This window comes from Streptomyces sp. DvalAA-43, assembly GCF_900091725.1.
Taxonomy (GTDB): Bacteria; Actinomycetota; Actinomycetes; order Streptomycetales; family Streptomycetaceae; genus Streptomyces; species Streptomyces pulveraceus.
Genome location: NZ_FMBW01000064.1, coordinates 82,427 through 97,197, shown reverse-complemented (window position 1 = coordinate 97,197; position 14,771 = coordinate 82,427). Strand labels below are relative to the sequence as shown.

The window sequence follows — 14,771 nt, the reverse complement described above, 5'->3', positions numbered from 1 at the left end:
TCGAGCGCATGACAGGGTCTGGGGACTTCGAGCCCGAGTCGGAACGGGTCACGCGCCAGTTGCGTGACGAGATCATCGACGGTGTGCGTGAGCCGGGCAGCAAACTCGTCGAGCGTGAACTCGCCGCGGAGCTCGGGGTGAGCAGGCTGCCCGTACGAGAGGCTCTGAAGGCACTGGTCACCGAGGGGCTGGTCACACCCAGGCCGCGGACCTGGGCCGTCGTACGGGAATTCACGCCGGCGGACGTCGAGGACCTCGACGAGGTCCGCGCGGCCCTGGAGGCCCTGACCTTCCGGCTCGCGGCCCAACGGCGTACCCGGGCGGGGCTGGAGAAGCTCCGGGCGGATCTGGACGCCGAGCTGAAGGCGGCGGACAAGGGGGACGCCGTACGGGCCCGCCGGGCCGCCGCCGACTTCCACGAGACGGTGACCGCGCTGGCCGACAACGAGCTCCTGAACGAGCTCCAGAGCACCCTTCGCAGCAGGATGCGCTGGCTGCTGGGACAGCACGACGACCTTGAGGGCGTGGCGCGGGAACACGAGGGCCTGTACCGGGCGATCGCCGAGCGCGATGTGGTGAGCGTCGAGCAGCTGGCCGGCAAGCACCTGGTGACAGGCCGCAACGCGGCGGCCGCCCGGCGCGGGCAGCAGGGCTGAACGGCACGGCCCGGCCCGCGCGCCGGGCCGATCGCGGCCCCGGCGCCGGAGGCCCTTCACGCTCCGGCGCTGGGGCGGGATGCATCGCAATGGCCGTTGCCGACAACGGAGTTGACCGAATGTCGGCCCTCTTCCGGCTCGGGGCTGACACAGTGGGCGTGCCGGTTCCATCTCCCGAACCAGAGAGGTACCCATGCGCTTACGTCGATTCACCCGCACCACCCTCACCGCATGCGTCGCGGCAGCGAGTCTGTGCGCGGCGCTGACGCCGGTCACGGCCGTCGCACAGGAGCGGCCGACCGGTTCCCGGACCGGGACCGCCCAGGTCGTCAACACCGAGTCGCGCGCCCGACTCGACGCCTACTGGACCCCGGCGCGGATCCGCGCGGCCCGGCCGATGCCCGCGCCCGACGCCGGCTCCGAGACGCGGCCCCTGACCGTCGCGGCCGCCGGGCAGGGCGGCGAACCGGTGCACGTACCCGCGACAAGACCCCAGGCGAGCTCGGGAGTTGAGACCCGGGCCAGCGTGTGGGGGACGGTGGGGCGCCTGTACTTCACGATCCCGGGCAAGGGCGACTACATCTGCTCTGGCAACGTTGTCACGAGCAACAACCGTTCGGTGGTGGCGACCGCGCGGCACTGCGGCTTCGGTGAAGGCGGCACCAACTACCGCTTTGCGCCCAACTACAACAAGGGCAACGCGCCCTACGGCTGGTGGGGCTGGCGCAGCGCGGGCTGGGTCACGGGAGGCGGTCAGGAGAACGACAACGCCTTCCTCGTCCTGGACACCCCGGACGGCCGGCATGTGCAGGACGTCGTCGGCTCCACCGGGCTCGGCTTCAACTGGTCCAGCAACTACGCGCACATCATCGGTCTGCCGGCCGACAAGGACTATGCCGTCTGGTGCGAGGGCCAGGGTTACGCGGGGCCCGGCGGGCAGCGCCTGATGGACAACTGCAACGGCCTGTCCGGCGGTGCCAGCGGCGGCGCCTGGATCGAGAACTACCAGTCCGACGGCAACGCGATACAGACCGGTGCCTACTCCGGCAGCTACGGAGCGGCGGCGGCCACGTCCGCGTACGGAAACGCCGCGTACGACGTCTGGAACGGCGCCCAGAACGCCTGACCGGGCTGCTCCTTCGGTACTCGTGCCGCTCCGGGGCCGGGGCTCGTGCCCCGGCCCCGGAGCGGTCACCGTGATCGATCCGGACCTCGATGTCTGCCGCACATGCCATGGGGGAGTGCTCGTCTCGGCTGCGCGGATCCGACGTAGAGTCCGCGTGATCCCGCGAGCGTCGGCTCACTTGTCGCATCCCCGGGGAACGCTGATCACCGAAGCGTGCCCCGGACGGCGGTGTCCGCGCGCCCGACGGCCCCGGTGCCGCTGCCCGCGACCGGATGCAGCGCGGCGTACTCCAGTGGCGCCGACGGGTCGATGGACACGTCCAGTGGTGCCGGTAGTGCGCCCGCGCGGACCAGCAGGTCCCCGACCGCGGCGATCATCGCGCCGTTGTCGGTGCACAGCCGCAGCGGCGGCACGCGCAGGGTGATTCCGGCGGACCGGCACCGCTCCTGGGCCAGGGCCCGTACGCGGGAGTTGGCGGCCACGCCGCCCACCACGACCAGCGTGCCCACGCCGTACGCGTCGCAGGCGGCCACCGCCTTGCGGGTCAGCACGTCCGCGACGGCCTCCTGGAGCGCGGCGGCTCCATCGGCCAGGGGGAGCCGGGCCCGGCGGATCCGGTGCTGCTCCGCCCAGCGGGCCGCGGCGGTCTTCAGGCCGGAGAAGGAGAACGCGTAGGGGGCGTCGCCCGGCCCCGTGAGCGGACGCGGGAACGCCACCGCGCCCGGGTCGCCCGTCCGCGCCGCCCGGTCGATGGCCGGACCGCCCGGATAGGGCAGGCCGAAGACACGGGCGACCTTGTCGAAGCACTCGCCGGCCGCGTCGTCGAGGGTGTCGCCGAGATGCAGGATCGGATCGCGGGCCAGATCGCGCACGAGCAGCAGGGACGTGTGGCCGCCGGACACGATCAGGACCACGCACGGATCGGGCAGCGGGCCGTGCTCCAGAGTGTCGGCGGCCACGTGCCCGGCCAGATGGTGCACCCCGTGGAGCGGCACGCCCAGCGCGTACGCGAGCCCCTTCGCGCCGGCCAGGCCGACCTGGAGCGCCCCCGACAGACCAGGGCCCGTGGTGACGGCGACCGCGCCGATGTCCTTCATGCGCAGCCCCGCTTCGGCCAGGGCCCGGGACACCACCGGGGTCAGCGACGAGACATGCGCACGGGCCGCGATCTCCGGGACGACTCCGCCGAACCGCGCGTGCTCGTCCATGCTCGACGCCACCGCCTGCCCGAGCAGCCGCCCGTCGCGGACGAGACCCGCGCCGGTCTCGTCGCACGACGACTCGATTCCGAGCACCACCGGAGACCCCACAGCACACTCCCGCACTTCATGATTAGTTGCGAATAGTTTGCAATAAGGGTACGGGGGTGGCGACCTGGCCGTGGACCGAGCACGGCCGGACAGTAGAGTTCGGCTGCGTCATCCCCTGAACACCGAGGTACCGGCCGTGACTCTCGCTCCACCCGCACCACCCGTCCCACCTGCGGTGACCGTCGTGGGAATCGGCGCCGACGGATGGGCGGGACTGCCCGACGCGGCGCGCGCGGCGTTGGCCGACGCCCAGGTGCTCATCGGTGGCGCGCGGCAGCTGGCCCTGCTCCCGCCGTCCTGCCGGGGGCAACGCGTGCCGTGGCCCTCGCCGCTGCGGCCCGCCGTCCCCGGCCTGCTCGCCGCGCACGCCCGGAGCCGGATCGCCGTCCTGGCCAGCGGCGACCCGATGTTCTACGGCATCGGCCGGGCCCTCACCGAAGTGCTCGGCCCCGATGCGCTGAGGATCCTGCCCCACCCGTCGTCCGTGTCCTACGCCTGTGCCCGGATCGGCTGGCCGGTCGAGGACACCGAGACCGTCACCCTGGTCGGCCGCCCCGCCGCACGGCTCGCCGCCGCTCTGCACGACGGACGGCGGGTGCTCGTCCTCAGCGCGGACGCCGACACCCCGGCCGCAGTCGCCGGACTCCTGCGCGAACAGGGCTTCGGCCCGAGCCGTCTGCGCGTGCTCGAACAGCTCGGCGGGGCGGACGAGGCATGCCTGGAGGGCACCGCGGACCACTGGCCGCACTCCCCGGGCGACCCGCTGAACATCATCGCGGTCGAATGCCGGCGCGCCCCCGGAGCACCGCGCCTCGGCGCCGTTCCCGGGCTGCCCGACGAGGCATACGAGCACGACGGCCAGCTCACCAAGCGGCACATCCGGGCCGCGACCCTCGGCGTGCTCGCGCCCGCCCCCGGCGAACTCCTCTGGGACATCGGCGGAGGCTCGGGATCCATCGCGATCGAATGGATGCGGAGCCACCCGTCCTGCCGGGCGGTCACCGTGGAACGCGATCCGGCACGGGCCGCACGCATCGTGCGCAACGCCGACCGCCTCGGCGTACCGGCCCTGCGCGTGGTCACCGGCCGGGCCCCCGGCGACCTGGCCGGACTCCCCGCACCCGACGCCGTGTTCATCGGCGGCGGGCTGACCGCGCCCGGCCTCCTCGACGCCTGCTGGGACGCGCTGGGGCCCGGCGGACGGCTGGTCGCCAACACCGTCACACTGGAGTCCGAGGCGCTGCTCGCCGAGGCGCACCGCCGTCACGGCGGCGACCTGGTCCGGCTCGCGGTCGCCCACGCCGTGCCGGTCGGCGGCTTCACCGGCTGGCGGCAGGCCATGCCGGTCACCCAGTGGTCCGTACGCAAACCCTCGACCAGTACCGAAGCGGACAGCTCAGCACAGGAGCCCGCGCAAGACCCAGGAGACAACGGATGACCGTCTATTTCATCGGCGCGGGCCCGGGGGCGGCCGACCTGATCACCGTGCGCGGTGCCCGCACACTCGCCTCCTGCGGAGTGTGCCTGTACGCGGGCAGCCTGGTGCCCGAGGAACTGCTCGCCGAATGCCCCCCGGACGCCCGCCTGGTGGACACCGCGCAGCTGGACATCGACCAGATCACCGCCGAGCTGACGGCCGCGCACCGGGCCGGTCACGACGTGGCCCGGCTGCACTCGGGCGACCCCTCGGTCTTCAGCGCGGTCAACGAGCAGATGCGGCGGCTCGACGAGGCCGGTGTCCCGTACGAAGTGGTGCCCGGCGTGCCCGCGTTCGCGGCCGCCGCCGCCGCGCTCAAGCGTGAGCTGACCGTGCCGACCGTCGGTCAGACCGTCATCCTCACCCGGATCGCCCACCGCGCCACCGCGATGCCGGAGGGCGAGGACCTGGCCACGCTGGGCCGCAGCGGCGCCCTGATCGTGCTGCACCTCGCCGCCCGGTACGTGGACCGAGTCGTCGAGGAACTGCTGCCGCACTACGGGGCCGACTGCCCGGCCGCCGTCGTGGCACTGGCCTCACGCCCGGACGAACTCGTCCTGCGCGGAACCCTCGACGACATCGCCGGGCAGGTGAAGGCGGCGGGCGTGCTCCGTACCGCCGTCATCATGGTCGGCCGCACCCTGGGCGCCGAGCAGTTCCGGGACAGCCACCTCTACTCGCCCGGACGCGAACGCCACGTCTGCTGACGGCACCGCCGCATCTGCCGGGCGGACGGTCAGCGCACACTGCTGCGCCCGACGACCGTGCCCGCCCGGTCGATGCAGATGACGTCCACGGCGACCGGCGCACCCCGCAGCACCGACAACGCCTCGTCCCGCGCCGCCACGGCCACCAGGTCTCCGAGCGGCACACCCCGCGCGAGACACAGCTGGAGCGCCGCGAGACCGGTGTTCGCGACCGCCACCTCGGCCGCCAGAGCCTCGTCCGCACCACCGCGCCGGGCCAGCCCGGCCAGGAAGGGCTTGTCGACCTGGGACCGGGCGGAGTGCAGGTCCAGATGGCCGGCGGCGAGCTTCGAGAGCTTCGCGAACCCGCCGCAGACCGTGAGCCGGTCCACCGGGTGACGGCGTACGTACTTCAGCACCGCGCCCGCGAAGTCCCCCATGTCGAGCAGCGCGATCTCCGGCAGCCCGTACTCGGACACCACGGTCCTCTCCGAGGTGGAACCCGTGCACCCGGCCACATGGGTGTGCCCGGCGGCACGGGCCACGTCCACACCGCGGCGGATCGAGTCGATCCACGCCGAGCAGGAGTACGGCACCACGACCCCCGTCGTGCCGAGGATCGACAGACCGCCCAGGATGCCGAGGCGCGGGTTCCAGGTGGAACGGGCTATCTCCTCGCCGTCGTCCACCGACACGGTGACCTCGACGTCCCCCGAACCCCGGTGCTCCGCGGCGACCTGCGCGATGTGGTCGCGGATCATCCCGCGCGGCACGGGATTGATCGCCGGCTCCCCGACGTCCAGCGGCAGCCCGGGAAGGGTGACCGTGCCCACACCGGGCCCGGCCCGGAACACCACACCCGAGCCCGGCGGCAGCTTCCGCACGGTCACCCGCACCAGAGCGCCGTGCGTCACATCGGGGTCGTCGCCCGCGTCCTTGACCACCCCGGCCGTCGCCCGGCCCTCCGCCAGCTCCTCCACCGCGAGCGCGAAAGCGGGCGTCTGCCCCTTGGGTAGGGTGATCGTCACCGGGTCGGGGAAGTCACCCGTCAGCAGGGCCGTGTACGCGGCGGTGGCCGCCGCGGTCGCACAGGCGCCGGTGGTCCAGCCGGGCCGCAGACCGGTGTGTTTCAGCTGGGCGTCGCGGCCGCCCTCGCTCTCACCCATGGATGGATCCGATGCATGTACTCGTACTCGGCGGCACGACGGAGGCCCGTCGCCTCGCCGAGTCGCTGGTGGAACTGCTCCCGGCCGGTGCCCGGCTGACGAGTTCGCTCGCCGGACGCGTGTCCGGCCCGAGGCTTCCGCCGGGCGAGGTCCGCATCGGTGGCTTCGGGGGAGCCGAGGGGCTCGCCGCATGGCTGCGTACGCACCAGGTGGACGCGCTCATCGACGCCACCCATCCTTTCGCCGGGACGATCAGTTTCAACGCGGCAGCCGCCGCCGCTGCCGCCCATGTTCCCCTGCTGGCACTGCGCCGACCCGGCTGGGTGCCCGGCGACGGCGACGACTGGCATGCGGCCGGTTCCCTCGCCGAGGCCGCGGCGGCACTGCCCGCGCTGGGACGGCGGGTGTTCCTCACGACGGGGCGGATGGGGCTGGCCGCCTTCGCCGGTCTGGACGAGCTGTGGTTCCTGATGCGCTCGGTGGACGCCCCGGAAGCGCCGCACCCCGCCCGCATGGAGGTCCTGCTCGACCGGGGCCCGTTCTCCCTGGACGGGGAACGCGAGCTGATCCGCCGCCATCGCATCGACGTCGTCGTCACGAAGGACAGCGGAGGAGCCGCCACCGCCCCCAAACTCACCGCGGCCCGCGAGGCGCGGATCCCGGTGGTGGTGGTGCGGAGGCCGCCGGTGCCCCGGGGCATCCCGGTCGTCGACGGACCGGAACCCGCCGTGGAGTGGCTGCGCGAACACCTCCGCCACGGCCCGCGGCCGACGGCCGCCCGTACTCAGTCCTCCGGATAGCGGCGGGGCGTCCAGACGATCTGCTCCCCGCCACCGCGCCGAACCCAGCGGGTCTGCGAGGAACCGACCAGCAGGATCGTGCGCATGTCGACCTCGGCGGGATCGAGGTCGCCCAGGCGCACCGTCCGCACGCTCTCGGCCGGACCGCCGACATCCCGGCCGAGGACCACCGGGGTGTCCGGCGAGCGGTGTTCGAGCAGCAGGTCGCGCGCCTTGCCGACCTGCCAGGTCCGGCTGCGCGAACCGGGGTTGTACAGCGCGAGCACCAGATCCGCCGTCGCGGCCGCCCGCAGCCGCTCCGCGATGACCTCCCACGGCTTGAGCCGGTCGGAGAGCGATATCGCGGCGTAGTCGTGGCCCAGCGGCGCACCCGCACGGGCAGCGGCGGCGTTGGCCGCCGTCACCCCCGGCAGCACCCGCACCGGCACCTGCGCGTACGCGTCCTGCGAGGCCACCTCCAGGACGGCCGTCGCCATGGCGAAGACCCCCGGATCGCCGCCGGACACCACGGCCACCCGCCGCCCCCGCCGGGCCAGGTCGAGGGCGAACTCGGCACGCTCCGACTCGACCTTGTTGTCCGAGCCGTGGCGCACCTGCCCCGGACGGACCGGCACCCGGTCGAGATAGGTGGTGTAGCCGACCAGGTCGTCGGCGGCGGCCAGCGCCCCGCGCGTCTCGGGCGTCAGCCACAGCGGCCCGGCCGGGCCGGTACCGACCACGGTCACCCCGCCGCCCTCCGGGGCACGTTCGGGACGCGGTGCCCCGATCCGGCTGGGCAGCACCGCGACCGCGAAGTACGGCACGGAGTCGGCGTCGACCTCGGCCAGCTCGCCCACACGCTCCCCGGCCATCGTGGCGCGCTCGACATAACGCGCCTCGGGCAGCCGCCCGGACGTCTCGAAGGCGCGGCGCACGGCGGGAAACGTCCGGCCCAGCTTCATGACCACGGCGGCGTCGGTGGCGGCGAGCCGGGCGGTCAGCTCCTCCTCCGGCAGGGTGCCGGGCAGGATGGTCAGCACCTCCTCGCCCTCGACGAGCGGGGTACCGAGCCGCGCGGCGGCCGCGCTGACCGAGGTGACGCCCGGGATCACCTCGGTCGGGTAGCGGTCGGCGAGACGCTTGTGCATGTGCATGTACGAGCCGTAGAAGAGCGGGTCGCCCTCGGCCAGCACGGCGACCGTGCGCCCGGCGTCGAGGTGCACCGCCAGGCGGGCCGCCGCCTCGGCGTAGAACTCCTCCATCGCCCCCCGGTAACCGCCCGGGTGGTCCGTGGTCTCCGTCGTGACGGGATAGACCAGCGGCTCCTCCACATGGTCGGCACGGATGTGCTTCGCCGCGATGGACCGGGCGATCGACCGCCCGTGCCGGGCGCTGTGATAGGCGATGACATCGGCCTCGGCGATGATCTCCACCGCGCGTACGGTCATCAGAGCCGGATCGCCGGGACCGAGCCCGACCCCGTACAGCCGGCCCGTCTGCTGCTCGTTCACGTCTACTCTTCCTCGCTGGCGATCGCGTTGAGGGCGGCGGCCGCGATGGCGCTGCCGCCGCGACGGCCTCGGACTATCAGGTGCTCAAGACCGGACGGGTGCGCGGCCAGGGCGTCCTTCGACTCGGCGGCACCGATGAAGCCGACCGGCACACCGATGACGGCGGCGGGGCGCGGCGCGCCCTCCTCGATCATCTCCAGCAGCCGGAACAGCGCGGTCGGCGCGTTGCCGACGGCGACGACCGCGCCCTCCAGCCGGTCGCGCCACAGCTCCAGGGCGGCGGCGCTGCGGGTGGTGCCCATCCGCTGCGCGAGCTCCGGCACCGACGGGTCGGAGAGAGTGCACACCACCTCGTTGTCCGCGGGCAGCCGCTTGCGGGTGACACCGCTGGCGACCATGGCCACATCGCACAGGATGGGCGCGCCGGCCCGCAGAGCGGTACGGGCGCGGGCGACCGCGTCCGGGGTGAAAGCGAGATCCCGGACGAGGTCGACCATCCCGCAGGCGTGGATCATGCGGACCGCGACCTGGCTCACATCGGCGGGCAGACCGGCCAGATCCGCCTCCGCGCGGATCGTGGCGAAGGACTGGCGATAGATCGCCGGTCCGTCCTTCTCGTACTGGTGCACAGTGCTTTCGCTCTCTTCCTCGGGCGTGCGACGGTCGGGTACAGGAATGTGGGGCGTACGGGATCAGCCGCGCGCGCGGCGGGCCGCGGCCACCGCGGCGGCGAGCCCGCCGGGGCCGTCGGGGACGCTCACGGGGGCGTCCCGCTCCTCGCCCCGCACGAGGGAGATCCGGTGCCCGTCGGGGGTGGCGACGACGTCGACCCACTCGCCGCGCGGGTGACCGCACCGGCGTTCGCACCCCGACCAGTACACCGGCAGCAGGCCCACGGGCCCCAGCGAGGCCGCCGCCTGGGCCCGCACATCGGCCAGCGACCTGGCGCAGCCGGGCCGGCCGATGCAGGCACCCACCCCGGACCAGGGGGAGTCGGGTCCGACGACGAGGCCGGTGGCCGCCAGCGCGTCCAGCAGCCCGGCGGACTCCCGCCGCTCCACCCCCGGTACGACGACGCCGCGCCACGGTGTCAGCCGCAGCTCACCGCGGCCCCGGCGCCGGGCCGTGTCCGTCAGCGACCGCCACTGCGCCGGGCCGACACGTCCCAGGGGGATCCCGACGGACAGCGCGGTCGCACCGTCCGGGCCGGTCACGACGCCGGGGGCGGGCCCGTCCGAGCCGCGCGGGCAGGCGCGGTCCTCGGTGGTGAGCCCGCCGGGGACCGTCGCCCGCAGCCGTCGGACGACCTCCTCGCGCAGCGCGTCGGCGCCACCGGGCAGATCCGGCACCCGCCAGGCACCGGTGCCCGACGCCCGGTCGAGAAAGGTCTCGGCCGCCACGAGGGCGGCCCGCGGCGCCTGCGCGCCCGGAATCCGTACCGCGGTCGGGGCGGTGCCGATCCGCAGCAGAGCCGTTCCGTCGTCCTGCGCCAGCAGCGTCACATCGCCGCCCAGCGCGTCCACATCGCCCCGGCCGTCGTCGAGCACGAACAGGAACCTGCCCGAGAGGCCCGCCGTCCCCTCGCCCGCGCACAGCAGCGCGTCCAGGCGGGAGAGCCAGGGGCCGACGTCCCGCGCGCCCCGGCCGTCGAGACCGGAGAGCGGCGACGCCACGATGTTGCGTATCCGTTCATGGCGCGCGGAGGGCAACAGCCCCGCCTCGCCCAGCAGGCCGGCCAGTTCGCCACCGCTGTCCGGGCGCAGCCCGCGCAACTGGACGTTGCCACGCGAAGTGAGATGCAACTCACCATCGCCCAGGCGCTCCGCCACCGCTCCCAGGGCATCCGCCTGTTCCGCGGTCAGCAGACCGCCGGGCACCCGGACGCGGGCCAGCGCACCGTCGTCCGCCCGGTGCAGCCGCAGCGTGCCGGGGCAGGCGTCACCGCGGTCCCTGGGAGAGGAGTCTCCCGGCGGTGAGGGCGAAGTGGCTGGTCGGGGCATGGCGGCGAGCATACCGACCATCTCACCAGATCCGTATGTCTCCATTATCTGACTGGCCCTTACTATGCCTAGTGACGGGCCAGCCGGCCCGTCGTCGCCACAGACGGCGACAGGGGAGGAAGTCCGGTGCAAGCCCGGCACGGTCCCGCCACTGTGAGCCCGGCCACGGCCGGGCGAGTCAGGAACTCCCTTCCCCGGCCCTCGACCCCGTTCGAGCAGGGGAGCTCCATTCCGACACCGCCCGGGGCGTGGACACCCCGAGGAAGGCCCGACGCCGCATGATCCTGCTCCTGTCGACGTCCGACACCGACCTGCTCAGCGCCCGAGCCTCGGACGGCCCGGTCTCCTACCGCTACGCCAACCCCTCCCGGCTCCCGCTCCAGGACCTGCCCGAACTCCTGGACGGCGTCGACCTGGTCGTCGTGCGCCTCCTCGGTGGCGTCCGCGCCTGGCAGGACGGCCTCGACCAGGTGCTCGCCACCGGACGCCCCGTCGTGGTCCTCACCGGCGAACAGGCCCCCGACGCCCAGCTGATGGCCGCCTCGACGGTTCCCATCGGCATCGCCGCCGAGGCCCATGCCTATCTGGCCCACGGCGGACCCGCCAACCTGGACCAGCTGGCCCGCTTCCTCTCCGACACCGTCCTGCTCACCGGCCACGGTTTCGCACCGCCCGCCCCGGCACCCTCCTGGGGCCCGCTGGAGCGCACCCCCGGCCGCACCGACGGCCCGCTCGTCGCCGTGCTCTACTACCGCGCCCACCACATGAGCGGCAACACCGCGTTCATCGAGGCCCTCTGCCGTGCCGTCGAGGACGCGGGCGCCCGCGCGCTGCCGCTGTACGTCGCCTCGCTGCGCACCCCCGAGCCCGAACTCATCGAAGCGCTGCGCGCCGCCGACGTGATCGTGACCACCGTTCTCGCCGCGGGCGGCACCCGGCCCGCCGAGGCGTCGGCCGGCGGCGACGACGAGTCCTGGGACGCGGGCGTCCTCAGCGGACTCGACGTACCGATCCTCCAGGCCCTCTGCCTCACCGGTTCACGCTCCGACTGGGAGGACAACGACGAGGGCGTCTCCCCGCTCGACGCCGCCAGTCAGATCGCGGTGCCCGAGTTCGACGGCCGTCTGATCACCGTGCCCTTCTCGTTCAAGGAGATCGACGAGGACGGCCTGCCCGCGTACGTCGCCGACACCGAGCGCGCCGCCCGCGTCGCCGGGATCGCCGTGCGCCACGCCCGGCTGCGCCACATCCCGGCCGCCGAGAAGCGGATCGCGCTCGTGCTGTCCGCGTACCCGACCAAGCACTCCAGGATCGGCAACGCCGTCGGCCTCGACACCCCCGCCAGCGCCGTCGCCCTGCTGCGCCGACTCCGCGCCGAGGGATACGACTTCGGCACCGAGGAGGTCCCCGGCCTGGTGTCGGGCGACGGCGACGAGCTGATCCGCGCGCTGATCGAGGCGGGCGGCCACGACCAGGAGTGGCTGACCGAGGAGCAGCTGGCCCGCAACCCGGTCCGCATCCCGGCCGCCGACTACCGCCGCTGGTACGCGACCCTCCCGGCCGAGCTCCGCGAGGCGGTCGAGGAGCACTGGGGCCCCGCCCCGGGCGAGATGTTCGTGGACCGGTCCCGCAATCCGGAGGGCGACATCGTGCTCGCCGCCCTGCGCCACGGCAATCTGCTCGTCCTCATCCAGCCGCCGCGCGGCTTCGGCGAGAACCCGATCGCGATCTACCACGACCCCGATCTGCCGCCCTCGCACCACTACCTGGCCGCCTACCGCTGGATCGCCGCCTCCGCCGACGACAACGGCTTCGGCGCCGACGCGATGATCCACCTCGGCAAGCACGGCAACCTGGAGTGGCTGCCCGGCAAGAACGCCGGCCTCTCCGCCGCCTGCGGCCCCGACGCCGCCCTCGGCGACCTCCCGCTGATCTACCCGTTCCTGGTCAACGACCCGGGCGAGGGAACCCAGGCCAAGCGGCGCGTCCACGCCACTCTCGTGGACCACCTGGTCCCGCCGATGGCGCGTGCCGACAGCTACGGGGACATCGCCCGGCTCGAACAACTCCTGGACGAGCACGCCCAGATCGCGGCGATGGACCCGGCGAAGCTCCCGGCGATCCGCGCGCAGATCTGGACCCTGATCCAGGCCGCCAAGCTCGACCACGACCTGGGGCTGGAGGACCGCCCCGAGGACGAGGGCTTCGACGAGTTCATCATGCATCTCGACGGCTGGCTCTGTGAGATCAAGGACGCCCAGATCCGCGACGGCCTGCACGTCCTGGGCGGCGCCCCGGCCGGCGCCGACCGGGTCAACCTCGTCCTCGCGATCCTGCGCGCCCGTCAGATCTGGGGTGGCACGGCCTCGCTGCCGGGTCTGCGCGAGGCCCTGGGACTCGACGAGTCCGCCGCGACCCGTGTCACCGCCGACGAGGCCGAGGAGCGGGCCCGCACCCTGGTCCAGGCGATGGAGGACGCGGACTGGTCGCCGGAGGCCGTCGCCGGGGTGGCCGCCGGACACCCGAGGGCGGTCGCCGACATCCTCGCCTTCGCGGCCCGCGAGGTGGTTCCGCGGCTGGCCGCCACCACCGACGAACTCGACCACGCCCTGCACGCGCTGGACGGCGGCTTCGTCCCCGCCGGACCCTCCGGCTCCCCGCTCCGCGGTCTGGTCAACGTCCTGCCGACCGGCCGCAACTTCTACTCCGTCGACCCCAAGGCCGTCCCCTCGCGCCTCGCCTGGGAGACCGGCCAGGCCCTGGCCGACTCGCTCCTGGAGCGCTACCGCACCGACAACGGCGACTGGCCCACCTCGGTCGGTCTGTCCCTGTGGGGCACCAGCGCGATGCGCACCGCCGGTGACGATGTCGCCGAAGCCTTCGCGCTGCTCGGCGTCCGACCGGTCTGGGACGACGCCTCGCGCCGTGTCACCGGCCTGGAGGCGATCCCGCCGGCCGAACTCGGCCGTCCGCGCATCGACGTCACCCTGCGGATCAGTGGCTTCTTCCGCGACGCCTTCCCGCACACCATCGGCCTCCTCGACGACGCGGTCCGCCTCGCCGCCTCCCTGGACGAACCCGCCGAGCAGAACCACGTACGCGCCCACACCCAGGCCGATCTGGCCGCCCACGGCGACGAACGCCGCGCCACCACCCGTATCTTCGGCTCCCGCCCCGGTACGTACGGCGCCGGTCTGCTCCAGCTCATCGACTCCCGTGACTGGCGCACCGACGCGGACCTCGCCGAGGTCTACACGGTGTGGGGCGGCTACGCCTACGGACGTGAGCTCGACGGCCGCCCGGCCCGCGAGGAGATGGAGACGGCGTACAAGCGGATCGCGGTCGCGGCCAAGAACACCGACACCCGCGAACACGACATCGCCGACTCGGACGACTACTTCCAGTACCACGGCGGCATGGTGGCCACCGTCCGCGCCCTGCGCGGCACCGCGCCGGAGGCGTACATCGGCGACTCCACCCGCCCCGAGACGGTCCGCACCCGCACCCTGCTGGAGGAGACCTCCCGGGTCTTCCGCGCCCGGGTGGTGAACCCGAAGTGGATCGAGGCGATGCGGCGGCACGGCTACAAGGGCGCCTTCGAGCTCGCCGCCACCGTCGACTACCTCTTCGGCTACGACGCCACGACGGGCGTGGTCGCCGACTGGATGTACGACAAGCTCACCGAGACGTACGTCCTGGACCCGACCAACCGTGAGTTCCTCCAGCAGGCCAATCCCTGGGCCCTGCACGGCATCGCGGAACGCCTCCTGGAGGCGGAGTCCCGGGGCATGTGGGCCAAGCCCGACCCGGCCGTCCTCGAAGCCCTGCGCCAGGCGTACCTGGAGACGGAGGGCAACCTGGAGGGCGAGGACTGACCTTCGGACCGGATCACCGGTCCACCGTCCAGCGACAGGGCCCCGGCCGCACTCCCGGCCGGGGCCCTGTCGGTGTGTCCGGTGCCGGCCGCGGGCGGTGGGGGACCGGTGCGGTGGTTCGGCCGTACGCGGTGCGTGCGGTGGGCCTCGCGGCATTGCCCCGGGCAGACGTACTGCTCAGCGAA

11 protein-coding genes and 1 riboswitch are annotated in these 14,771 nt (G+C 73.7%); of the genes, 6 read left to right on the top strand and 5 right to left on the bottom strand.

The window, feature by feature from the left end:
- Positions 1–8 precede the first annotated feature (8 nt).
- Positions 9–656, top strand: a complete 648-nt coding sequence (locus GA0115234_RS26295; RefSeq protein ID WP_093546398.1) for a GntR family transcriptional regulator — start codon at positions 9–11, stop codon at positions 654–656.
- Between the two features lie 193 nt (positions 657–849).
- On the top strand, positions 850–1,782 hold the full coding sequence (locus tag GA0115234_RS26290) for a peptidase (protein WP_202554186.1): 933 nt from the start codon (positions 850–852) through the stop codon (positions 1,780–1,782).
- Between the two features lie 203 nt (positions 1,783–1,985).
- Here GA0115234_RS26290 and tsaD read toward each other — a convergent pair whose 3' ends face one another.
- Positions 1,986–3,092, bottom strand: a complete 1,107-nt coding sequence (gene tsaD / locus GA0115234_RS26285) for a tRNA (adenosine(37)-N6)-threonylcarbamoyltransferase complex transferase subunit TsaD (RefSeq protein WP_093546392.1) — start codon at positions 3,090–3,092, stop codon at positions 1,986–1,988.
- A 136-nt stretch (positions 3,093–3,228) separates the two neighbouring features.
- Here tsaD and cbiE point away from each other — a divergent pair, with 136 nt between their 5' ends.
- Entirely contained in the window at positions 3,229–4,530 is a 1,302-nt protein-coding gene (gene cbiE, locus GA0115234_RS26280; protein WP_176729279.1) for a precorrin-6y C5,15-methyltransferase (decarboxylating) subunit CbiE, read from the top strand.
- Positions 4,527–5,276 (top strand): precorrin-4 C(11)-methyltransferase, encoded by a 750-nt coding sequence (gene cobM, locus GA0115234_RS26275; RefSeq protein ID WP_093546386.1) that lies wholly within the window; start codon positions 4,527–4,529, stop codon positions 5,274–5,276. Before cbiE ends, cobM begins: the two co-directional genes overlap by 4 nt.
- A 29-nt stretch (positions 5,277–5,305) precedes the next feature.
- Here cobM and GA0115234_RS26270 read toward each other — a convergent pair whose 3' ends face one another.
- The gene (locus tag GA0115234_RS26270; RefSeq protein WP_093546383.1) at positions 5,306–6,421 is read right to left on the bottom strand and encodes a cobalt-precorrin-5B (C(1))-methyltransferase; all 1,116 of its coding nucleotides are present in this window, start codon (positions 6,419–6,421) and stop codon (positions 5,306–5,308) included.
- Positions 6,422–6,432: 11 nt separating this feature from the next.
- Here GA0115234_RS26270 and GA0115234_RS26265 point away from each other — a divergent pair, with 11 nt between their 5' ends.
- Complete coding sequence (locus tag GA0115234_RS26265; RefSeq protein WP_093546380.1) at positions 6,433–7,221, top strand: cobalt-precorrin-6A reductase; 789 nt, start codon at positions 6,433–6,435, stop codon at positions 7,219–7,221.
- Here the strand turns inward: GA0115234_RS26265 and GA0115234_RS26260 are convergent.
- The 3 genes from GA0115234_RS26260 to cobG form a co-directional block, all read right to left on the bottom strand.
- Positions 7,206–8,711 carry a precorrin-2 C(20)-methyltransferase gene (locus tag GA0115234_RS26260; RefSeq protein ID WP_093546377.1) on the bottom strand — a complete coding sequence of 502 codons (1,506 nt, stop codon included), beginning with the start codon at positions 8,709–8,711 and terminating at the stop codon, positions 7,206–7,208. The two genes, GA0115234_RS26265 and GA0115234_RS26260, sit on opposite strands and share 16 nt — an antisense overlap.
- Before the next feature lie 2 nt (positions 8,712–8,713).
- Positions 8,714–9,340: a precorrin-8X methylmutase gene (locus GA0115234_RS26255; RefSeq protein WP_093546374.1), complete on the bottom strand. Its 627-nt coding sequence runs from the start codon at positions 9,338–9,340 to the stop codon at positions 8,714–8,716.
- Positions 9,341–9,403: 63 nt separating this feature from the next.
- On the bottom strand, positions 9,404–10,723 hold the full coding sequence (gene cobG / locus GA0115234_RS26250) for a precorrin-3B synthase (RefSeq protein WP_176729284.1): 1,320 nt from the start codon (positions 10,721–10,723) through the stop codon (positions 9,404–9,406).
- A gap of 103 nt (positions 10,724–10,826) precedes the next feature.
- A riboswitch (cobalamin riboswitch) is annotated at positions 10,827–10,899 on the top strand.
- A gap of 90 nt (positions 10,900–10,989) precedes the next feature.
- Here cobG and cobN point away from each other — a divergent pair.
- On the top strand, positions 10,990–14,586 hold the full coding sequence (cobN, locus tag GA0115234_RS26245) for a cobaltochelatase subunit CobN (RefSeq protein ID WP_093546368.1): 3,597 nt from the start codon (positions 10,990–10,992) through the stop codon (positions 14,584–14,586).
- The last annotated feature ends 185 nt before the right edge of the window (positions 14,587–14,771 follow it).

Coding starts and splice junctions, on each gene's coding strand:
- GA0115234_RS26295 (WP_093546398.1), top strand. CDS start 9: ATGACAGGGTCTGGGGACTTCGAGCCCGAGTCGGAACGGGTCACGCGC.
- GA0115234_RS26290 (WP_202554186.1), top strand. CDS start 850: ATGCGCTTACGTCGATTCACCCGCACCACCCTCACCGCATGCGTCGCG.
- cobM (WP_093546386.1), top strand. CDS start 4,527: ATGACCGTCTATTTCATCGGCGCGGGCCCGGGGGCGGCCGACCTGATC.
- GA0115234_RS26270 (WP_093546383.1), bottom strand. CDS start 6,421: ATGGGTGAGAGCGAGGGCGGCCGCGACGCCCAGCTGAAACACACCGGT.
- GA0115234_RS26265 (WP_093546380.1), top strand. CDS start 6,433: ATGCATGTACTCGTACTCGGCGGCACGACGGAGGCCCGTCGCCTCGCC.
- cobG (WP_176729284.1), bottom strand. CDS start 10,723: ATGCTCGCCGCCATGCCCCGACCAGCCACTTCGCCCTCACCGCCGGGA.
- cobN (WP_093546368.1), top strand. CDS start 10,990: ATGATCCTGCTCCTGTCGACGTCCGACACCGACCTGCTCAGCGCCCGA.